This is a genomic window from Mycolicibacterium arenosum, assembly GCF_024320865.1.
GTDB lineage: Bacteria > Actinomycetota > Actinomycetes > Mycobacteriales > Mycobacteriaceae > Mycobacterium > Mycobacterium arenosum.
In genome coordinates this window covers 19,557-40,306 of record NZ_JANDBD010000021.1, presented here as the reverse complement: position 1 = coordinate 40,306, position 20,750 = coordinate 19,557, and the positions used below count along the sequence as shown (strand labels likewise).

The following is a 20,750-nucleotide window of genomic DNA, read 5'->3' as shown; positions in this document are numbered from 1 at the left end:
GTGACAGCGGTTACATGTAACCGCGGCTATCATGAAAGCCACCCAGGGGAGAGAACAGCACAGAAGTGGCATCACAGACTCCGGCTAAACCCGTCAAGACGGATGGACGCAAGCGACGCTGGCACCAGCACAAAGTCGACCGGCGCAACGAACTGGTCGACGGCACACTCGACGCCATCCGCAGCCGCGGCAGCAACGTCAGCATGGACGAGATCGCCGCCGAGATTGGTGTCTCGAAGACCGTGCTGTACAGATACTTCGTCGACAAGAACGACCTCACGACCGCCGTCATGATGCGCTTCGCGCAGACCACGCTGATCCCTAACATGGCCTCCGCGTTGAAGGCCAATCTCGACGGGTTCGCGCTCACCCGCGAGATCATCCGCGTGTACGTCGACACCGTCGCCGCCGAACCGGAGATCTACCCGTTCGTCATGGCGAACAGCTCGGCGAGCAAGAGCAAAGCCGTCGCGGATTCCGAGCAGATCATCGCGCGCATGCTCGCGGTGATGCTGCGCAGGCGGATGGCGGAGTTCGGCATGGACACCAGCGGCGCCGCGCCGTGGGCGTTCCACACCGTCGGCGGCGTCCAGCTCGCAACGCACTCGTGGATGTCCAATCCGCGCATGACGTCCGACGAGCTCATCGACTACCTGACGATGCTGTCGTGGAATGCGCTGTGCGGAATCGTCGAGGTCGGCGGATCGCTGGAGAAGTTCAACTCGATGGCGCATCCGTCTCCTGTGCTCCCGCCGCAGCTGCTTGACTTAGCGCGTGACTGACTCCTCCTCCGACCTCCCCGAGTTGTGGACTCACGAGCCGCACATCCACCTCGAGTTCAAGCCAGGCGACTCCGTCGCCGCGATCGACACCAACGCCACTCCGGGGTTCAGGGGCTCCAAGAGCGACGCGCCGGCGCTTCAGGAGGAACGCAACGCGCGGTACGCGGAGTTGCAGGAGATGCTGTACGCCAGCAGCCGCGCTGGTGACCACCGCAGGATCCTGCTGGTGCTACAGGGCATGGACACCGCGGGCAAGGGCGGCATCGTCAAACACGTTGTCGGATCGGCCAATCCGCAGGGCATCCAGTACGCCAGCTTCGGAAAGCCGACCGAGGAGGAGTTGGCGCACGACTTCCTGTGGCGCATCGAGAAGAAGCTGCCCGCCGCCGGCCACATCGGCGTGTTCGACCGCTCGCACTACGAGGACGTGCTGATCGTCCGCGTGCACGACCTGGTGCCGCCGGACGTCTGGGGCGGGCGATACGAACTCATCAACGATTTCGAGAAACGACTCGTCGACGACGGCACCACGATCGTCAAGGTCGCGATGTTCGTGTCACTCGACGAGCAGAAGAAGCGCCTGTCCGAGCGACTCGACAGGCCGGACAAGTACTGGAAGTACAACCCGGCCGACATCGACGAGCGGTTGCTGTGGCCCAAGTATCAGGAGGCCTATCAGGCGATGCTGGAGCGCACGTCGACCGACTACGCGCCGTGGCACGTCATCCCGTGTGATCGCAAGTGGTACTCGCGCCTGGCGATTCTCGAGCTGCTGATCGAAGCGTTGAAGGGACTCGACTTAGCCTGGCCACCAGCCGATTTCGACGTCGAAGCGGAGAAGGTCCGGCTGGCGCAGGCCTGATCTGTGCCGAGTGCGCGCGCTCGGCGTCAGTAGGTGTAGAAGCCCTTACCCGACTTCTTGCCCAGCTGACCCGCCTCGACCATGCGCTGCAGCAGCGGCGGCGCGGCGTAGTGGGCGTCCTTGAGCTCGTCGTACATCGCGTCGGCGATGAGCTTCATGGTGTCCAGCCCGATCAGATCCGACAACCGCAGCGGGCCCATCGGATGCGACAGCCCGGCGACGATCGCGCGGTCGACGTCCTCGACGGTCGCCACGCCGGATTCGACCATGCGGACCGCCGACAGCAGATACGGCACCAGCAGCGCGTTGACGACGAAGCCGGACTGGTCCTTGCAGCGCACCACCTGCTTGCCGAGCGTCTCCCCCGCGAACTGCTCGACGCGGGCGGCCGCCTCGTCGGTGGTGACGAGCGTGCTGACGAGTTCGACGAGCGGCAGCACCGGCACCGGATTGAAGAAGTGCAGCCCCAGTACTCGGCCCGGATTCTTGGTCGCCGCAGCGATTTTCATGATCGGGATGCTGGAGGTGTTGGACGCGAGCACGGCGTCGGGATCGGTGACGATCTCATCGAGCTGCGCGAAGACCTTGGCCTTCACGGCCTCGTCCTCGATGATCGCCTCGATGGTGAGCTGACGGTCGGCCAGGTCGGCGAGGTTCGTGGTGTAGCGCAGGTTCCCGACGGCCACCTCGAAGTCGTCGGCCGCGAGCTTGCCCTTCGCCTTCGCCCGCTCGAGCGACGCCGTGATGCGCGCCTTCCCCGCGTCGATCAGCTCCTGCGTGGGCTCGAACACCAGCACGTCGGCGCCCGCCTTGGCGCACACCTCCGCGATACCGCCGCCCATCTGTCCGGCGCCGACGACGCCCACTCGTTCGATAGTCACAAGTACTCCTCACAGCAGTCAGGCCCCGCCCGCATGACACGGACGGGGCCTGACGCTATCAACCCTTAGTGGAACTGGCCCTCTTCGGTCGAGCCCGCGAGCGCGGTGGTCGACGAGGTCGGGTCGACCGTGGTGGCGATCCGGTCGAAGTAGCCGGCGCCGACCTCGCGCTGGTGCTTCGTCGCGGTGTAACCACGCTCCTCGGCGGCGAACTCGCGCTCCTGCAGCTCGACGTAGGCGCTCATCTGGTTGCGGGCGTAGCCGTGGGCCAGATCGAACATCGAGTAGTTCAGGGCGTGGAAGCCGGCCAGCGTGATGAACTGGAACTTGAAGCCCATCGCGCCGAGCTCCTTCTGGAACTTCGCGATCGTCGAGTCGTCCAGGTGCTGCTTCCAGTTGAACGACGGCGAGCAGTTGTAGGACAGCATCTGGTCCGGGAACTCGCTCTTGACGCCCTCGGCGAACTTCTTGGCGAGCTCGAGGTCCGGGGTGCCGGTCTCCATCCAGATCAGGTCCGCGTACGGCGCGTAGGCCTTGGCGCGGGCGATGCACGGCTCGAGGCCGTTCTGCACCCGGTAGAAGCCCTCGTTGGTGCGCTCACCGGTGATGAACGGGCGGTCGCGCTCGTCCACATCGGAGGTGATCAGCGTGGCGGCCTCGGCGTCGGTGCGCGCGATGACCAGGGTGGGCACGTCGGCGACGTCGGCGGCCAGGCGGGCCGACGTCAGGGTGCGGATGTGCTGCTGGGTCGGGATCAGCACCTTGCCACCGAGGTGGCCGCACTTCTTCTCCGACGCCAGCTGGTCCTCCCAGTGCGAGCCCGCGACACCGGCGGCGATCATCGCCTTCTGCAGTTCGTAGACGTTCAGCGCGCCACCGAAGCCGGCCTCGCCGTCGGCGACGATCGGGGCGAGCCAGTTCTCGACCGAGGTGTCGCCCTCGACCTTGGCGATCTGGTCGGCGCGCAGCAGCGCGTTGTTGATGCGGCGGACGACCTGCGGCACCGAGTTGGCCGGGTAGAGGCTCTGGTCGGGGTAGGTGTGGCCGGAGAGGTTCGCGTCGCCGGCGACCTGCCAACCCGACAGGTAAATGGCCTTGAGGCCGGCGCGGACCTGCTGGACGGCCTGGTTACCGGTCAGCGCGCCGAGGGCGTTGACGAAGTCCATGTCGTGGAGCTGGTCCCACAGCACCTCGGCACCGCGGCGGGCGAGGGTGTTCTCCTCGACGACGTGACCCTGCAGCGCGACGACGTCGGCCGGGGTGTAGGTACGGGTGATGCCCTTCCAGCGGGGGTTGTGGTCCCAGTCGTGCTGGATCTGCTCGGGGCTCTTCGGCGTGCCAACGGTGGACATCGTGACTCCTTCACTTTTTCGGACGGTCGTTGCAGGCTGCTCTTGCTAACGCCGCCGCAGCTTCACTGCTGTGCTAAATCGAGCTTGACATAGCGCATACATGCAGGTCCACCCGTTTCAGCTGCCATGTTTTGCCAACCAGTACAAGCATCTTGTGAAGATTGCGAAGGTGGTCGATAGCTGAACCGGTTCAGAAGTTACCGTCCAGTAAGCGAAAGTCGCAGGTCAGTACGGTCGTACTGTTAGGTGTACCGGTTCAGAGCGGGAAGATGCTCGCGACGGCTTTCGTCTCGTCGCCGACGGAGTATGTGAGCGTTGTAACAGTCCGGTCGGCGAGCTCCTCGCCGAACCTGTCCGTCGACCCGGCCGGATGGGTGTGCCGGATGATCTCCAGCGAGTCCCCCAGCGCGACGGGCAGGTCGTGCTCGATGGTGACGCGCAACGGCGCCTTCAACAGGTCCGGCTGCGTGCCGAGGAAGTCCTCGACGACGCTCCAGTACACCGAGTTGTTCATGTGGTCGAAGATGTCGATATCGCTGACCCGCACCGGGTAGGCGCGGATCTCGTCGGCGTCGTCACGACCGCCCGCTTTCAGATACGCCTTCCACCGCAACCGGTCGACGTCGGTCGTCCTTCGCAGACCGGAGAGGAAGTCGTCGGAGATGCGGGCGGGCCCCTGCGTCTCCCGGTTGATGTTGATCCAGAACGCCTCGGATTCGATCCGGCCGCCCTTGCGGCCGTCTATCCGGACGCGCATCTCGCACCAGCGGTTCGACGTGCCCGAACACCAGCGGCGCAGCCGCAGCATGTCCTTGAACTCGATGGGCGCGATCAGGTCGATCATCGTGCGCCGGACGATCCACAGCGGATGGGTCTCCTCGAAGCCCATCTCACGCAGTTGGTCGGAGCCGACGTCCTGGATGTGGCGGGTGGCGGCGTCGAACTTCAGCCTGCCCTCGCGGTCGACGTCGGCCACGCGCAGCGGCCACTGCGTGTCGAAGACGTCGGGGTGCGGGTCGGGGACGGGCATCATCTGCTTGGCGAGGCCGGTTCCGGGTCCACCCTGGGTACTCACCTGCTGGATATTGCCACAGCACCCCGATCTGCCAAGACTGCTAAGCGATCCTTCACACCGTCGTTATCCTGGTTGACATGGCAAAAACGTTCGTCGGATCGCGGGTTCGCCAGCTTCGCAGTGAACGCGGTTTCAGCCAGGCGGCGCTCGCCCAGATGCTCGAGATCTCGCCCAGTTACCTCAACCAGATCGAGCACGACGTGCGGCCGCTGACCGTCGCGGTGCTGCTCCGGATCACCGAGGTGTTCGGGGTCGACGCGACGTTCTTCGCCTCGCAGGACGACACCCGGTTGCTCGCCGAGTTGCGTGAGGTGACGCTCGACCACGATCTCGGCGTCGAGGTGGACCAGACGGAGTTGGCCGACGTCGTGAGCGCGCACCCGGCGCTGGCGCGCGCACTGGTCAACCTGCACCGGCGCTACCGACTGACGACGACGCAGCTCGCCGCCGCCACCGAGGACCGCTTCTCGGACGGCAGCGGAACGGGTGCGATCACGATGCCGCACGAGGAGGTCCGCGACTACTTCTACGAGCGGCAGAACTACCTCCACGAACTGGACACCGCCGCCGAGGAGCTCACCGTCCGGATGCGCATGCACCGCGCCGATCTGGTGCGCGACCTGTCCGACCGGCTGACGGCCGTACACAACGTGCGTATCAAGCGAATCGATCTGGGCGCCAACGTTCTTCACCGCTACGACACCGAGACGCGGACCCTCGAGATCGGTGGGCACCTGCCGTCGGGGCAGTACGCGTTCAAGCTCGCCGCGGAGTTGGCCTATCTGGAGCACGGGGCGCTGATCGACGGTCTGGTCGACGAGGGCAACTTCACCAGCGACGAGTCGCGCACGCTGGCCCGGCTCGGCCTGGCCAACTACTTCGCCGCCGCGACGGTGTTGCCGTACCGGCAGTTCCACGACGTCGCCGAGAACTTCCGCTACGACGTCGAGCGGCTGTCGGCGTTCTACGCGGTGAGCTACGAGACGATCGCCCACCGGCTGTCGACGCTGCAGCGGCCGTCGATGCGCGGCGTGCCGCTGTCCTTCGTCCGCGTCGACCGCGCGGGCAACATGTCGAAACGCCAGTCCGCCACGGGTTTCCACTTCTCGTCGGCGGGTGGCACGTGCCCGCTGTGGAACGTCTACGAGACGTTCGCCAACCCCGGCAAGATCCTGGTGCAGGTCGCGCAGATGCCCGACGGTCGGCTGTACATGTGGGTGGCGCGCACCGTCGAGCGACGGGCATCGCGTTACGGCCAGCCCGGTAAGACGTTCGCGATCGGGCTCGGCTGCGAGCTGCGGCACGCCCACCGCCTCGTCTACTCGGAGGGCCTCGACCTGTCGAGTGAGGTCGCGACGCCCATCGGCGCCGGCTGCCGGGTGTGCGAGCGCGACAACTGCCCGCAGCGCGCCTTTCCCACGCTGGGCCGCGCCCTCGACCTCGACGAGCACCGCAGCACCGTGTCCCCGTACCTGGTGAAGCGGACGTGAAACGCCCCGCCGCCGGTCATTCCCTAGACTCACGCACGTGACCCCCGACGATCGACCCGAGCCCGCCCGAATCCCCGCCACACGCAGCCTCCGCGAACTCGGCCCGATCGGCTGGGTTGCCGCTCGCGCGGGTGCACGCACGGTACGGGCTAAGCGCTTTCACCTCTTCGACACGATCGGTCAGAACAAGCTGCTGTTCCTGACGTTCATGCCGTACGCCGGAGTGCTGTTGAACTGGGGCAAGATGTCGAAGCGGGACAAGGAGCTGGTGATCCTGCGGGTGGGCCATCTCCGCAACAGCGAGTACGAACTGCAGCAGCACAAGCGACTCGCGCGCTCGCGCGGACTGGACGACGCCACCCAGGCGCTCATCTTCGAGGGCCCCGACGCCGAGGGCCTCACCGAGCGCCAGCGCGTGCTGATCACCGCGACCGACGAGTTCGTCGTCACCAGATCCATGTCCGATGAGACGTGGAGTGCGCTGTCCACTCACCTCGATCGCAAGCAGCTCATCGAATTCTGCTTGCTCACGGCACAATACGACGGCCTCGCCGCGACGTTGGCGACGCTCAAGGTGCCGCTGGACTTCCCCGACTAGAGGTAGGTCACTCCGAGCACGCTGATCGAGAACAGCACGGGCAGCATCGGCAAAGCCCAGAGGAACGCCGCCTTCGCGGTCGCCCTGCGCTGGTAGGCCAGGTAGCCGAGCAGACCACCGACGACTCCCGCGACGAGGCTGACGCCCGCCACGATCAGCACCCAGAACGCGACGGACCCCGACATGGTGGCGAGCTTGATCCCGACCAGCCACAGGACGTGGCCGATCACCAGCCCGCCGAGCCCGGCGACTACTGCTGATCTCACAGGCGCCGTGCCAGCTAGAAGTTGATCATGTGGCCGGCCAGCCCGTGGAAGCACTCCTGCAACGCCTCCGACAGCGTCGGATGAGTGTGTACGTTGCGCGCCAGCTCGTTCGCGGTCAGGTCCCACTTCTGCGCCAGCGTGAGCTCGGGCAACAGCTCGGCGACGTCGGGTCCGATGAGGTGTCCGCCGAGCAGTTCGAGGTGCTTCTTATCGGCGATGAGCTTGACGAAGCCGGTCGGGTCGCCGAGCCCGTGCGCCTTGCCGTTGGCGGTGAACGGGAACTTCGAGACGACGACGTCGTAGCCCTCGTCCTTCGCCTGCTCCTCGGTGAGCCCGAAGCTGGCCACCTGCGGCTGGCAGAACGTCGCACGCGGCATCATCCGGTAGTCGCCGAGCGCCAGCGTGTCCGCGCCCGCAATCGTCTCGGCGGCCACGACTCCCATCGCCTCAGCGACGTGCGCGAGCATCAGCTTTCCGGTGACGTCACCGATCGCGTAGACGTGCGGCACGTTGGTGCGCATGTAGTCGTCGATGCCGATGAGGTTGCGCTCGTCGGTCTCGACCCCGACGGTGTCGAGGCCCAGGTCCTCGACGTTGGTCATGAAGCCGATGGCCTGCATCACCTTGTCGGCCTTGAGTTCCTCGGTCTTGTCGTCCTTCGACACCGTCACCGTGACCGACGAGCCCTCGTCGGTGATCTTCTCGACCTTGGTGCCGGTCAGAATCTTGACGCCGAGCTTCTTGTACTGCTTCTCGATCTCCTTGGAGACCTCGGCGTCCTCGTTGGGCAGCGCGCGGGGCAGGAACTCGACGATCGTCACATCCACGCCGTAGTTCTTCAGGACGTAGGCGAACTCCATGCCGATGGCGCCAGCGCCGGCGATGATGATCGAGCCGGGCAGGTCACGCTCCATGATCTGCGTCTCGTAGGTGACGACGTTGTCCGACAGCTCGGTACCGGGGATCAGCCGGGTGCGAGCGCCGGTCGCGATGATCGCGTTGTCGAACTCCACCTTCTCGGTGCCGCCCTCGTTGAGATCGACCTCGAGTTCATTGGGTCCGGTGAACTTGCCGGTGCCGTGGATCTCGGTGATCTTGTTCTTCTTCATCAGGAAGTGCACGCCCGCGACGCGGCCGTCGGCGACCTTGCGGCTGCGGTCGAACGCCACGCCGTAGTCGAACGTCGCCTCCCCGCTGATGCCGAACGTCTTGGCTTCCTTGGTGAACACGTGGGCCAGCTCCGCGTTGCGCAGCAGCGCCTTCGACGGGATGCAACCGACGTTGAGGCAGACGCCACCCCAGTACTTGGGTTCGACGATGGCGGTGTTGAGGCCCAGCTGGGCTGCGCGAATGGCCGCGACGTAGCCGCCGGGGCCTGCTCCGATTACGACGACGTCATAGTGAGTCACGGTGCCAGCCTAGTGGTCGCGCCGCGGGTCCCTGCGGTCACGGTTGGGGTGCTTCGGGGAACAGCGGCGGCAGTGTCAGTTCGGGGAACAGCGGAGGCAGTGTAGGGACCGTCGGCACCGTGGGGAACGTCGACGGCGGGGTCTCGACCGTCGGCTCCTCGGTCGGTTCCACAGTCGGCTCGGGCTCGGTCGTCGGCGGTGGTGTCCACGTGGTTTTCGGTGTCGTGTACACCGGCGGCGGCGCCTTCGTGGTGACCGGTGCCCTGGTCGGCGGGGGCGTCGTCTTCGGCGGTGGCGGTGTCGTCGTCGGTGGCGGCGTGGTCTTGGGTTTCGGCGGCGGCGCCGAGACCGTCTTCAACGGGTTGCCCGTCGAGGTTCTCGGCGGCGGGGGCGCCGGCTCGATCGGCGCCGAGTCGCCGGTCAGGGTGACCGCCGCGATGCCGCCCGCGGTGAGCAGCACCGCCGCCGCGGCCGCCCCCAACACCATCGGGGTGCGCGCGTACCAGCGGGAGGGCGCGCCCTCCGCGGCGTCCTCGGCGGGTTGGCTGGTGAGATCCAGGGGCTCGCGGGTCTCGGTTTCCTCATCGAGCGACGGGTGGTGCGCGTCGTACGCGGGGGTGTACTCGTCGACCGCCGGAGCGTGGTCGTCCTGGGACCACGCCAACGCGGCGAGCTGCGCGGGCGGCGCCTTCCTAGTGGCGGGCGCGCCTTCGGCGAGCTGCGCGGGCGGCGCCTTCCTGGTGGCGGGCGCGTCCGTCACGTACGGGGTGTTGCCCGCCCAGCCCATCGTCGCCGCGAGCGCCGTGGCGTCGTCGGCTGCCGAACTGAGTCCAGTGGCCGCATCGGAGGCCGGTCCGCGTGCGGCCGCGATCACGGCCCCGGTGACGTTCGCGAACTGCGGCGCGGGCGTGGTCACCACCGACACGCCCAGCTGCTCCGAAAGCCGCTGCGCGACAAGCGGAATCGCGGCCCCGCCACCGACCGCGGCGAGCACCGAGACGCTGGACACCGGCACCCGGTGCCTGAGCAGCACGTCGTCGACGGCATCGACGAGCCGATGCACGGACTTGTCGATCAGCCGCTCGAGGTCCGATCGCGTGATCCGCACCTCGGTGGTGCGGCCGCGCAGGTCGGCGGACACCACGGCCGAGGTCTCCGTCGACAGCCTCTCCTTGGCTCTGCGGCAGTCGTCCCGCAACCGGGAGAGCGCCGCGACCGCTGCCGTGCTGGCCGGGTCGGCGCCGCGTTCCCGCGCGATGGCGTCCACGACGTGGCTCAGCACGGCCTGGTCGACCGCGTCGCCGGAGAAGTCGTTGTGCCGCACCGTCTCTCCGATGATGGAGAATCCCGCACTCGCGTCGGCGAGGGTGATGTTGGTGCCGGTTCCGCCGATATCGCACAGCACCACGACGCCCGTGGGCGGGAGTCCCGGATCGGCGCTCAGGCATGCGAGTGCGGCGCCGGCGTCCGGGATGATCATCGCGGGTGCGCGTTCGGGGGACAGCCCGGCACGCCCGCGCAGCGCCGCTCGAAGCGATTCCACCGCGGTCGGGCTCCAGTGCGAGGGCACCGTGATCGTGACGGGAGCCCCGCCGCCGACCGTGCGGGTCATCGCGTCCAGCGCGTCGACGAGGACCGCTTCCCCGCGGTGCGAGCTGCCGTCGGCGGCGACCAGCGCCACCGGGTCACCGACCCGTTCGACGAACGACGTGAGCACCAATCCCGGTTGCTGCAGGTTCGGATTCTCGCCGGGAACCCCGACTTCCGGGGACCGGTTGGGGTAGAGGGTGACGACGGCCCTGCGGGTCGCCGCGGGGCGGCCGTCTCGCATCGCCACCAGATTCGTGGTCCCCACGCCCAACCCCAGCGCGGAGGTCCCGAGGTTCACGCTCGGCGTCGCCAGCTGCGGCTCCAGCGGCGGTCGGCTACCCACAGCCGGATTCGGCCGCGCGATGCGCGGGCCGGGGGCCGACGGGTATCGGATCATCCCCGGACTGCGAGGCCCCGCCGTCGGCGCACCCGCCCTCGGACGCGGCGGCGGACCGGGTGGTCGCGAGGGACTCCGGCTCTGCGGCGGGACGCTGTGCGGCGGAGGGCCGATGGTCGGCGCCCCGACGGGCGGCGAGCTGGGCGGCGGTCCCGCGACCGGTGCGGGCGACGCCGGCGCAGGTGTGGCACGCGGGATCACCGCTGCTCGGGCCGCCTCGGCCAGCTCGATCGCACTCTGGAAGCGGTCGTCGGGCTCCTTGGCCATTCCCTTGGCGATGACGGCGTCGAGGGCGGTGGGCAGGTCCGGCCGCATCGCGGTGACCCGCGGCGGGTCCGAGGTGAGGTGCGCGACGATCACCTGCTGGGCGTCGGTGCCCGGGAACGGCGAACGTCTGGTCAGGCATTCGAAGAGGACGCAGGCCAACGCGTAGATGTCGGTGCGGGCGTCGGACTGCCCGGTGCCGAACCTTTCCGGTGCCATGTAGGCCCAGGTGCCGACGGCCATCCCCGCGTTCGTCAACGCGGTCTGTCCGGTGACGACCGCGATGCCGAAGTCGATGAGGTAGGCGAAGTCGTACTTCCCGACCAGGATGTTCGCCGGTTTGATGTCGCGGTGGATGAGGCCGATCGCGTGCGCCGACTCCAGTGCCATCGCCACCTGCTCGATGATGTGCACGGCGCGGGTGGGGTCGAGCTCGTCGTCGAGGATCAGCGAGTGCAGGTCGCGCCCCTCGATGAACCTCATGTCGACGTAGAGTCGGCCGTCGATCACCCCGTAGTTGTGGATGGGGACGACGTGCGGGTCCTGGAGTGCCGCGGCCGCGTGGGCTTCCCGTTGGAAGCGCTGCTGGAAGGTGGCGTCGTCGGCGAAGTGCGGTAGCAGCACTTTCACCGCGACGACGCGGTCGGTCGCGGTGTCGTGGGCGCGCCAGACCTCTCCCATGCCGCCGCGTCCGAGAAGTTCCAAGAGGTCGTAATGACCGAACTTCGTTGGCTCCACGGTCCCCCTTTCCCTACGGAAAATACTCGCCTACCGGCGATAACGCGGGGGTAAGGCCGAATTGTCGGACCCGCCGATGCTCCGTCGCGGCCTCGCCACGCGGCGTGAACGCGGTCCGCGGAGGACGTTGCGAGGGGTTTTCCGATGCCGGGGAGGCGCCGGTGTCAGCTACTGCGGGTGCGCATCGCCGGTTAGGTGAGGCGGGCCGCCGGGATCGGGCACGCGTCCGACGCCTGGGCCACGATGTGCGTCCCGGCGTCCGCCGGTCGGTCGCCGCGTTCGTAGGCCGATCCCGTGATCGGTGGATTGCCGTCCAGCGCGGTCAGCTCGTCGGGGGTGAACGCCCTTCCGCGGGAGAGGAATCGCATACCCTCCGGCGCTTCGAGGCTGAAGCCGCCGCCCCGGCCGGGCACCACGTCGATCACCAGTTGGGTGTGCTTCCACGCGTCGAACTGAGGCCCGGAGATCCACACCGGCACGCCGCCGTCGCCGACGTCGAGGATCGACAGGAGGATGTCGCGGTCGCCCACGATGAAGTCGCCGTCCGGGTAGCACATCGGCGACGAGCCGTCGCAGCAGCCGCCCGATTGATGGAACATCAACGCGCCGTGGCGCTTCTGGATCGTGCGCAGCAACTCGGCGGCCGCCTCGGTGATGAGTGCACGGCTGGGTGCCTCGGTCGTCATGCGTGTGCGTTCCTTTCCGCCGAACGTTGGTTACCGCCACGCGAAACCGCGATTCTGCGTGTCGGTAACCAACGTTCGCGCGAGTGTGAGGGCCTAGAAGAAGCCCTGCGCCTTGTTCGAGTAGCTCACCAGCAGGTTCTTCGTCTGCTGGTAGTGGTCCAGCATCATCTTGTGGTTCTCGCGGCCGATGCCCGACTGCTTGTAGCCGCCGAACGCCGCGTGCGCGGGGTAGACGTGGTAGCAGTTGGTCCACACCCGGCCGGCCTTGATGTCACGCCCGGCCCGGTATGCGGTGTTGCCGTCGCGGCTCCACACCCCGGCACCCAACCCGTAGAGCGTGTTGTTGGCGATCGAGATCGCGTCGTCGTAGTCCTTGAACGACGTCACCGCCACGACCGGACCGAAGATCTCCTCCTGGAAGATCCGCATCTTGTTGTTGCCCTCGAAGATCGTCGGCTGGACGTAGAACCCTCCGTTGAGGTCGCCGCCGAGCTCGGCGCGCTCGCCGCCGGTGACGACGCGAGCGCCCTCGTCCTTGCCGATCTCGATGTAGGACAACACCTTCTCGAGCTGATCGTTGGACGCCTGCGACCCGATCATCGTCTCGGTGTCCAGCGGGTCGCCCTGCCGCACGGCCTTGGTGCGCACCGCGGCCATCGCCAGGAACTCGTCGTAGATGTCGGCCTGGATCAGCGAGCGTGACGGGCAGGTGCAGACCTCGCCCTGGTTGAGGGCGAACATCGTGAAGCCCTCGAGCGCCTTGTCCTGGTAGTCGTCGTTGGCGGCGAGCACGTCGGAGAAGAAGATGTTGGGGCTCTTGCCGCCGAGTTCCAGCGTCACCGGGATCAGGTTCTGCGAGGCGTACTGCATGATCAGCCGGCCGGTCGTCGTCTCGCCGGTGAAGGCGATCTTCGCGATGCGGTTGCTGGAGGCCAGCGGCTTGCCCGCCTCGGCACCGAAGCCGTTGACGACGTTCACCACCCCCGCGGGCAGCAGGTCGGCGATCAGCGACATCAGGTAGAGGATCGACGCCGGGGTCTGCTCGGCGGGCTTGAGCACGACGCAGTTGCCCGCGGCGAGCGCCGGGGCCAGCTTCCACGTCGCCATCAGGATCGGGAAGTTCCACGGGATGATCTGCCCGACGACGCCGAGCGGCTCGTGGAAGTGGTAGGCGACGGTGTCCTCGTCGATCTGGGACAGCGAACCCTCTTGTGCGCGAATGGCACCCGCGAAGTAACGGAAGTGGTCGACCGCCAGCGGGATGTCCGCGGCCAGCGTCTCGCGAATCGGCTTGCCGTTGTCCCACGCCTCGGCGAGCGCGATCGAATCGAGGTTGGCCTCGATCCGGTCGGCGATCCTGTTCAGGATCGCCGCGCGTTCGGCGGCGGCCGTCTTACCCCAGGCGGGGGCGGCGGCGTGCGCGGCGTCGAGGGCCTTCTCGATGTCGGCCTCGGTGGAGCGCGGGATCTCGCAGAACACCTGACCGGTGACCGGCGTCGGGTTCTCGAAGTACTCGCCGCCCGCAGGCGCGACCCACTCGCCGCCGATGAAGTTGGCGTAGCGGGATTCGAAGGTCATCAAGGCGTCGGTGGAGCCCGGGCGCGCGAATACGGTCATGGGACAACTCCCTGATTCGGTGGTCGTGTTACCCAGCTCACACTACGCTCGGGCGATCCCGGCAAAGCCCGCGATCCGAACCGCCACTCCGGCCCCGAATCCGCCCGAGTGAGAGCATGGCCCGTATGACCACCGACGAGCGCTCGCGCGCGGAGCCGACGGCAAACGACGATCCCCACCTCTGGCTCGAGGACGTCACCGGCGACGACGCCCTGGCCTGGGTCCGCCGCCACAACGACGAGACGACGGCCGCGCTCAGCGGGCCTCGTTTCGACGAGATGCGCGCGTCGATCCTGGAGGTGCTCGACACCGACAGCCGGATCCCCTACCCGCGGCGCCGCGGCGAGTACCTCTACGACTTCTGGCGTGACGCCGAGAACCCGCGTGGGCTGTGGCGGCGCACCTCGCTGGAGAGCTACCGCACCGACACACCGGACTGGGAAGTCGTCATCGACGTCGACGCGCTCGCGGCCGCCGAGGAGGAGAACTGGGTGTGGGGCGGTGCCGACGTCATCTACCCGGAACGCACCAGGGCGCTCATCACGCTGTCCCGCGGCGGGGCGGACGCCGCCGTTGTACGCGAATTCGACATGGCGACAAAGGAGTTCGTCGCCGATGGATTCCAGCTGGCGGAGGCGAAGTCCTCGGTGGACTGGGAGGGCGAGGACACCCTGCTGGTGTGCACCGACTTCGGCGACGGGTCGATGACGGAGTCGGGCTACCCGCGCATCGCGAAGCGCTGGCACCGAGGGCGGCCGCTCGAGTCCGCCGAGACGGTCTACGAAGCCGAGCCCACCGACGTGAGCATCATCGCCAGGGTCGACCGAACCCCCGGTTTCGAACACCTCGTCCTGGGCCGGTCGACGGACTTCTACCATCGGGTGCGCTACGAGGTCCGCGACGGCGAGCTGATCCTCCTGGAGGCTCCGGAGGACGCCTCGATAACCGTGCACCGCGAGTGGCTGCTCATCGAGCTGCGCACGGAGTGGACCATCGGTGACACGACCTATCCCGCCGGCGCCCTAATCGCCACTGGGTTCGAGGAGTTCCTTGCGGGCGCAAGGGAATTCGACGTCGTCTTCGAACCGGACGCGCGCACGTCGCTGAGCCAGTTCGCCTGGACGCTCGACAAGCTGGTGCTCGTCACGCTGCACGACGTGGCCACCAGGGTGTCCATCGTGACGCCGGGAACGTGGACGGCCGAACCAGCCGCTGACATCCCGCCGGCCACCAACACCGTGATCGTCGACATCGACGACGACGGCGACGAGGTGTTCTACGACTCCAGCGGATTCATCACCCCGTCGCGACTGTTGCGCGGAACCGCGGGCGGTCCACTGGAGGTGCTCAAGTCCGCACCCGAGTTCTTCGACCCCGAGGGCATCGACGTCGACCAGTACTTCGCGACGTCGGCCGACGGCACCGCCATCCCCTACTTCGTGGTGGGAAAGTCGCCCGCGCCGGACGCGGAACCGGGGCCGACGCTTCTGTACGGCTACGGCGGATTCGAGCATGCGATGATGCCCGGCTATGCGGGCGCGGTAGGCCGGGTGTGGCTGACGCGCGGCGGCACCTACGTGCTGGCCAACATCCGTGGCGGCGGCGAGTACGGACCGACCTGGCACACCCAGACACTTCGTGAGGGCAGGCACCTGGTCTACGAGGACTTCGCCGCTGTCGCAGCCGATCTCGTCACCCGCGGCATCACGACGGTCGATCGGCTCGCAGCCATGGGCGGCAGCAACGGCGGCCTGCTCATGGGCGTCATGTTGACGCGGTACCCGGAGCTCTTCGGCGCGCTGGTGTGCAGTGTGCCGCTGCTCGACATGAAGCGCTTCCACCTGCTGCTCGCGGGCGCGTCCTGGGTCGCCGAGTACGGCGATCCGGACAATCCCGACGACTGGGCGTTCATGGAGCCGTTCTCGCCGTATCAGAACGTGGCAGCCGACAGGCCTTATCCCCCAGTGCTCTTCACCACGTCGACGCGTGACGACCGGGTACATCCCGGCCACGCCAGGAAGATGGCCGCGGCACTGGAGGAACTCGGCTATCCGGTGCGCTACTACGAGAACATCGAGGGAGGGCACGGCGGCGCCGCCGACAACGCCCAGGCGGCGTTCAAGTCCGCCCTGACCTACGAGTTCCTCTGGCAGACCATCGGCAGCGTGTAACGCTTCGGCGTCCCGGCGGCACTGCACTCGGTAACCGGTCGACGAAGCGTCGGCCCGAGACCTTCAGGAGTGCATCATGACCGCGATCACCGACACCGTGCACGTCGACGCATCCGCGCTGGACGCCCGAATCACCCGCATCGGCGGCACTATCGCCCGCTACGGGCTGGTCCTGGTGATCGGCTGGATCGGCGTGCTGAAGTTCACCGCGTACGAGGCACAGGGCATCCAACCGCTCGTCGCCAACAGCCCTTTCATGAGCTGGCTGTACGAGATCTTCTCGGTGACGACGTTCTCGTCACTGCTCGGCGTCGTCGAGGTCAGTGCAGCCGTGCTGCTCGCCGTCAAACCCTGGCTGCCGAAGGTGTCCGCGGTCGGCAGCGTCATCTCGATCGGCCTGTTCCTCGCGACCATCAGCTTCCTGTTCACGACACCCGGTGTCGTGGAGGCGGCCGAGGGCGGCTTCCCGTGGCTCGGCACGACCGGGCAGTTCCTGATCAAGGACGTCGCCCTGCTGGGAATCGCAGTCTGGACCCTGGGCGACGCTCTCAGCAGCGCACGCTCCGGACGTCGTGCCTGATCCGTCGTGCCGATTTCGCTCCGGGACCGTCCGGCTCGGGGCGAGAATCACCCCGATGCCGCGATGACCACCACCCTGTCGGACGACGAGGGTGCCCTCGTCGCCGCGCTTCGCGCCGGCGACCAGGGCGCCTTCGCCCGTCTGATCGATCGCCACACCCCGGCCATGCTCCGGGTGGCGCGCGGATACGTGCCGAGTCGGGAACACGCCGAAGACGTCGTACAGGAGACCTGGATCGCGCTGCTCAAGGGGATCGACGGATTCGAAGGCCGATCGTCCCTGCGCACTTGGCTTTTCACCGTGCTCATCAACATCGCGAAAGCCAGGGGCCTCAAGGAGCGCAAGCACGTCGACGCTCAGATCAAGGCGTTCACCGGCGGCACGGTGGATCCCGAGCGGTTCCGGGCGGAGGGCGACGAATGGGCCGGCCACTGGAAGGACGCCGAAGCGCCCGCCCCGTTCCCCGACACCCCGGAGGGCTCGGTGCTGAGCCACGAACTGACAGCCGTCGCACAGCGCGGACTCGCGACACTGCCCGAGCGGCAACGGGTCGTCGTGACCCTTCGGGACATGCTCGGCCTCGACTCCGCCGAGGTGTGCGAACTGTTGGACATCAGCATCGCGAATCAGCGGGTGCTGTTGCACCGCGGTCGGGCGGCGATCCGCCAGGTGCTCGAGGACTATCTGAGGGATGCGTCGTGAAGCCATTGGACTGCAACGAAATCGTCGAACTGGTCACCGCGTACCTCGACGAGTCGCTCGACCTCGATACCCGCGCGCGGTTCGACGAGCACCTGCTCGACTGCGACGGGTGCGACAACTACCTGCAGCAGTTCCGTTCCACCATCGGAACGGTGGGCAGGATCCCGGACGACGAGATCGCACCCGAGTTCCGCACGCGGCTCCTGGACGCCTTCAAGGACTGGCGGGTGTAACGCTTTCCGATTGTCGTAGCACTACCGATCTGTCAGCGCGCACCGGCAGGTGTCGCGGTAGCTCCGACAGAAGGATCGAACAATGAAGTTCCTCATCAACGTCGCCTTAGCCGCTCTCGCAGCCGGCGGGATCGCCTTCGCGGGCGCAGCCCACGCCGCACCCGTCGGCGGTGGCAACGCCGAAGACCTGGTGATGCAGCTGCAGGCCAGGGGCAACACCGTGATCGTCAACCGCACGGGCTCGCAGCCGCTTTCGCAGTGCACGGTGACGAGCGTGCGGGCCGGCCAGTCCTACAGCCGATACGACTCCGGGTATCCGGGCGCGCAGATGGATCCGATGACGCAGGTGACGTCGATGACCGTGTTCGTCGACGCCAGCTGCTAGGACATTCAGCGCAGTACGCCGCGACCGACGATCGTGGGCAGGTCGAGGAACGTCCTGATACCCGGCGCCGCAGCGCATACCGGCGCGATCGCGTGCACGGCGTGCATCGCCGTCCCGAGGCACCCCTGGTCGGTCTCGTCCTCGCCGTGGGTGGCGATACGGCTCTCCAGCACCATCGACGGAGTCCCCTCAACGGTGACCTTCCAGCCGCGACCCCGCGGCCAGTCCGGCGCCTCGTCGTCACTCAAGCGGGTGATGTGCTCGATGGTCAGCGCGGGCCGTCCGCCGATGATCGCGGTGCAGCTGAACCGTTGCGCTGAAACGGTTCCCGCCTCGATGCGGCCGGCCTTCACGTCGAAGGCCGCGGCGGCGACCGCGACGCGCCGGTCGTAGGAGAAGTCGTCGATGGTGGCGCCCAGCCCGTCGGCGACGAGCATCAGCGACGCCTTGAACGTCGACCCGGCCAGCACCGGATCCGCCAGCGGCACCGGCTCGTCCGGTCCCCTGCCGAATCCCATGATGTCGAACAGCATGTCGGCGCTGTCGTAGGTGCTGTAGTCGAGCAGCTCCTGCACGACGAGCGTGTCGATCCGGCGGAAGAGCCCCGACATGGTAAGCGGCAGCACCTCGGCTGCCCAACCCGGCTCGATACCCGTTGCGTGAAACGAGCTGCTGCCCTTGGCACATGCCGCGTTCAGTCGCTCGACGACCTGCGCCCCTATGCTGGCCGGGTAGATCAGCGCGGTGACCGCCGTCGACACCACGTTCTTGCCCGATTGCAGCAGCGCGCAGATGTCGTCGAGCGCTCCCATCGGATTCATCTCGCCCTGCGGCATGTAGAGCACGCAGTCGGCGTCGAGCGCCTCGATGTCCGTGCGCTCGGCCGTCGCCGTCACGCCGAGAGGGCCGACGCCGCACAGGTCCCCGATATCGCGGCCCACCTTGTCGGGGTGGTAGACGTACGCGCCGACGAGTTCGAGGTCGGGGTGCTCGGCGACGGCGGCGACCGCGTGCCTGCCCACGGTCCCCGTCGCCCACTGGACGACGCGCAACATGCCGTGAAGCTTACGGTAAGGCCCGTTGTTGTCAGCCCGGTTCGGTCAGCCCACGCACCGTCCGCTGGAACACCCCGGTGGTGAAGCAGTTCGGCTCGGCGAACTCCTCCATCGTGATGCTGGCGTCCCAGGTGATGTCGGCAGCCTGGCGCAGAAGGGGTTTCGCCATCGCCAGCGCGTGCGGCGGCAGCAGTGCGATGCGTCGGCACCAAGCGTCCGCGGCGACACTTAACTCGGCGGCGGTCACGACCTCCTGTACGAGTCCGAGTTCCAGCGCTCGACGGGCGGCCAGTGGCGTGCCGCCCGCGAAGAACGCGAACGCGCCCTGGTAACCCAGCCGCCGCGTCAGCGCCCACGAGGTGCCCACCTCGGGGATCAGGCCCAGCTTTCCGAATGCGGGCACGATCAGGGCGTCCTCCGACGCGATGATGACGTCGCAGGTGAGCGCCCACGCGAGTCCGACACCCGCGGCCGGGCCGTTGATCGCCGCGACGAAAGCGGTGTCGCTGCGCGCGATGAGCCTTGCGACGCCGCCGAATTCGTATCGGATCCAGCGCCAGATGTCCGTGGTGCCCGCCTCGTCGGCGAGGTGGTCTTCGGCGAGTCGCATCATCGCGAGATCCCCGCCCGCGCTGAAGCCGCGACCGGCCCCGGTCAGCACGACGGTTCGTATGGCCGGGTCGCCAACGAGGTCGACGATCGCCTCCTTGGCCTGGGCCACTAGCGGCGCGCTGAGCACGTTGAGCCGGTCGGGTTCGTTGAAGGTCACGACGGCGGAGTCCGCTCGTCGTTGCACTTCGACGTAGCGCTCATCGGCCTCGCGACCCTGACGGAGCAGTTCGGCGTACACGCTCATTCGTCGTCCCTTCGTAGTGCCCGCCAGGCGGCCTCCGCCAGGTGGGTGGTTTCGGTGCGCAACGACCCGTGCTGACCGCGGGCCAGCCACAGCCTGGCCAGTTCCTGGCTCGGTCCGAGCCACAGCGCGTAGACCACGTCGGTCGACCCGGTGCGGATCTCGTCGCTGTGCCGGTGCAGCCAGTCGGTGACCGCCGAGAAGAACGCCTCGTTGAGCGCGCGCAGGTCGTCCCGTGCCGCGCGGCGGACGTCGGTCCCGGCGATCAGCAGGAGGAATCGGGCCCGCTGCGGATTGCGCACCACCCAGCGGAGGTGGGCGCGCACCGCGGATCTCACACCGTCCGCGGCGGTTCGGGAGCGGTCTAGCGCAGCGACGAAATCGCGCTGATAATCGCGCAGCGCAGCGAGGTACACCGCCGCGGCGATGCCCTCCTTGCTGCCGAACCGGTGGTAGAGCGAGCCGACGCTGGCGCCCGATCGTCGGCGGATCTCCTCGATCGACGCGGCGGGCACCCCGGCTTCCAGGAACACCGCCAACGCGGCGTCGAGGATGGCCTGAGTCCTCTCATCCGATGCCATGTCTAGAACAGTATTCTAGAATATCGTTCTAGCCAACCGGTGCGTACCCATCCCGCCGAGCAGACGCAAAGTCTCCTGATTCCACGCACGGCTGGTGCGTCGGCGGCGGCGCCACCGGCTCCGCCCGAACGCAGGCCCAATCGGTCACACGTGATCGGCCCCCAGACGCACGCATTACTGCCA

20 protein-coding genes are annotated in these 20,750 nt (G+C 67.6%); 9 read left to right on the top strand and 11 right to left on the bottom strand.

All coding sequences use genetic code 11. The features are described 5' to 3' along the window. Positions 1 to 65 precede the first annotated feature (65 nt). Together NM203_RS32425 and NM203_RS32420 are read left to right on the top strand one after the other, a co-directional pair. Positions 66 to 782, top strand: a complete 717-nt coding sequence (locus tag NM203_RS32425; protein WP_255065153.1) for a TetR/AcrR family transcriptional regulator — start codon at positions 66 to 68, stop codon at positions 780 to 782. Then, positions 775 to 1,644: a polyphosphate kinase 2 family protein gene (locus NM203_RS32420; RefSeq protein WP_255065152.1), complete on the top strand. Its 870-nt coding sequence runs from the start codon at positions 775 to 777 to the stop codon at positions 1,642 to 1,644. Before NM203_RS32425 ends, NM203_RS32420 begins: the two co-directional genes overlap by 8 nt. Positions 1,645 to 1,670: 26 nt before the next feature. Here the strand turns inward: NM203_RS32420 and NM203_RS32415 are convergent, their stop codons facing one another. The 3 genes from NM203_RS32415 to NM203_RS32405 form a co-directional block, all read right to left on the bottom strand. Continuing rightward, a complete protein-coding gene (locus NM203_RS32415) occupies positions 1,671 to 2,525 on the bottom strand; it encodes a 3-hydroxybutyryl-CoA dehydrogenase (protein WP_255065151.1) in 855 nt (284 codons plus the stop codon). 65 nt (positions 2,526 to 2,590) lie between these two features. Beyond that, on the bottom strand, positions 2,591 to 3,877 hold the full coding sequence (gene aceA, locus NM203_RS32410) for an isocitrate lyase (protein WP_255065150.1): 1,287 nt from the start codon (positions 3,875 to 3,877) through the stop codon (positions 2,591 to 2,593). A 256-nt stretch (positions 3,878 to 4,133) separates the two neighbouring features. Then, complete coding sequence (locus NM203_RS32405; protein ID WP_255065178.1) at positions 4,134 to 4,910, bottom strand: acyl-[acyl-carrier-protein] thioesterase; 777 nt, start codon at positions 4,908 to 4,910, stop codon at positions 4,134 to 4,136. 119 nt (positions 4,911 to 5,029) lie between these two features. On the opposite strand from NM203_RS32405, the gene ramB reads away from it, so the two are divergent. Both ramB and NM203_RS32395 read left to right on the top strand, forming a co-directional pair. Continuing rightward, positions 5,030 to 6,442: an acetate metabolism transcriptional regulator RamB gene (gene ramB / locus NM203_RS32400; protein WP_255065149.1), complete on the top strand. Its 1,413-nt coding sequence runs from the start codon at positions 5,030 to 5,032 to the stop codon at positions 6,440 to 6,442. A gap of 37 nt (positions 6,443 to 6,479) precedes the next feature. Next, entirely contained in the window at positions 6,480 to 7,040 is a 561-nt protein-coding gene (locus NM203_RS32395) for a carboxymuconolactone decarboxylase family protein (RefSeq protein WP_255065147.1), read from the top strand. Here NM203_RS32395 and NM203_RS32390 read toward each other — a convergent pair. The 5 genes from NM203_RS32390 to adh all read right to left on the bottom strand — a co-directional run bounded on the left by NM203_RS32390 (position 7,037) and on the right by adh (position 14,007). Further along, positions 7,037 to 7,306 carry a hypothetical protein gene (locus NM203_RS32390; RefSeq protein WP_255065145.1) on the bottom strand — a complete coding sequence of 90 codons (270 nt, stop codon included), beginning with the start codon at positions 7,304 to 7,306 and terminating at the stop codon, positions 7,037 to 7,039. The two genes, NM203_RS32395 and NM203_RS32390, sit on opposite strands and share 4 nt — an antisense overlap. A gap of 14 nt (positions 7,307 to 7,320) precedes the next feature. Further along, positions 7,321 to 8,715 (bottom strand): dihydrolipoyl dehydrogenase, encoded by a 1,395-nt coding sequence (lpdA, locus tag NM203_RS32385; RefSeq protein WP_255065144.1) that lies wholly within the window; start codon positions 8,713 to 8,715, stop codon positions 7,321 to 7,323. Positions 8,716 to 8,752: 37 nt separating this feature from the next. Further along, positions 8,753 to 11,704 (bottom strand): protein kinase domain-containing protein, encoded by a 2,952-nt coding sequence (locus NM203_RS32380; protein WP_255065143.1) that lies wholly within the window; start codon positions 11,702 to 11,704, stop codon positions 8,753 to 8,755. Between the two features lie 191 nt (positions 11,705 to 11,895). Beyond that, the gene (locus tag NM203_RS32375; protein WP_255065142.1) at positions 11,896 to 12,390 is read right to left on the bottom strand and encodes a DUF779 domain-containing protein; all 495 of its coding nucleotides are present in this window, start codon (positions 12,388 to 12,390) and stop codon (positions 11,896 to 11,898) included. A gap of 93 nt (positions 12,391 to 12,483) precedes the next feature. Next, positions 12,484 to 14,007, bottom strand: coding sequence for an aldehyde dehydrogenase (gene adh / locus NM203_RS32370; RefSeq protein WP_255065140.1), 1,524 nt, complete (start codon positions 14,005 to 14,007; stop codon positions 12,484 to 12,486). A 125-nt stretch (positions 14,008 to 14,132) separates the two neighbouring features. Between adh and NM203_RS32365 the strand changes: the two genes are divergently transcribed. From NM203_RS32365 to NM203_RS32345, 5 genes are all read left to right on the top strand, one after another. Continuing rightward, positions 14,133 to 16,178, top strand: a complete 2,046-nt coding sequence (locus NM203_RS32365) for a prolyl oligopeptidase family serine peptidase (protein WP_255065139.1) — start codon at positions 14,133 to 14,135, stop codon at positions 16,176 to 16,178. Between the two features lie 76 nt (positions 16,179 to 16,254). Further along, positions 16,255 to 16,758 (top strand): YkgB family protein, encoded by a 504-nt coding sequence (locus tag NM203_RS32360; protein ID WP_255065138.1) that lies wholly within the window; start codon positions 16,255 to 16,257, stop codon positions 16,756 to 16,758. Between the two features lie 63 nt (positions 16,759 to 16,821). Next, positions 16,822 to 17,460, top strand: coding sequence for an RNA polymerase sigma factor (locus tag NM203_RS32355; protein ID WP_255065137.1), 639 nt, complete (start codon positions 16,822 to 16,824; stop codon positions 17,458 to 17,460). Continuing rightward, positions 17,457 to 17,693: an anti-sigma factor family protein gene (locus tag NM203_RS32350; protein WP_408633451.1), complete on the top strand. Its 237-nt coding sequence runs from the start codon at positions 17,457 to 17,459 to the stop codon at positions 17,691 to 17,693. Before NM203_RS32355 ends, NM203_RS32350 begins: the two co-directional genes overlap by 4 nt. A gap of 82 nt (positions 17,694 to 17,775) precedes the next feature. Further along, on the top strand, positions 17,776 to 18,078 hold the full coding sequence (locus NM203_RS32345; protein WP_255065136.1) for a hypothetical protein: 303 nt from the start codon (positions 17,776 to 17,778) through the stop codon (positions 18,076 to 18,078). A 5-nt stretch (positions 18,079 to 18,083) separates the two neighbouring features. On the opposite strand, the gene NM203_RS32340 is transcribed toward NM203_RS32345, so the two are convergent. From NM203_RS32340 to NM203_RS32330, 3 genes are read right to left on the bottom strand one after another with little or no spacing between them, the layout of a single operon-like run. After that, the gene (locus NM203_RS32340; RefSeq protein WP_255065134.1) at positions 18,084 to 19,133 is read right to left on the bottom strand and encodes an NAD(P)H-dependent amine dehydrogenase family protein; all 1,050 of its coding nucleotides are present in this window, start codon (positions 19,131 to 19,133) and stop codon (positions 18,084 to 18,086) included. A gap of 31 nt (positions 19,134 to 19,164) precedes the next feature. Beyond that, positions 19,165 to 19,989 carry an enoyl-CoA hydratase/isomerase family protein gene (locus NM203_RS32335; RefSeq protein ID WP_255065132.1) on the bottom strand — a complete coding sequence of 275 codons (825 nt, stop codon included), beginning with the start codon at positions 19,987 to 19,989 and terminating at the stop codon, positions 19,165 to 19,167. Further along, a complete protein-coding gene (locus NM203_RS32330; protein ID WP_255065129.1) occupies positions 19,986 to 20,567 on the bottom strand; it encodes a TetR/AcrR family transcriptional regulator in 582 nt (193 codons plus the stop codon). The genes NM203_RS32335 and NM203_RS32330 overlap by 4 nt, the downstream gene beginning before the upstream one ends. Between the last annotated feature and the right edge of the window lie 183 nt (positions 20,568 to 20,750).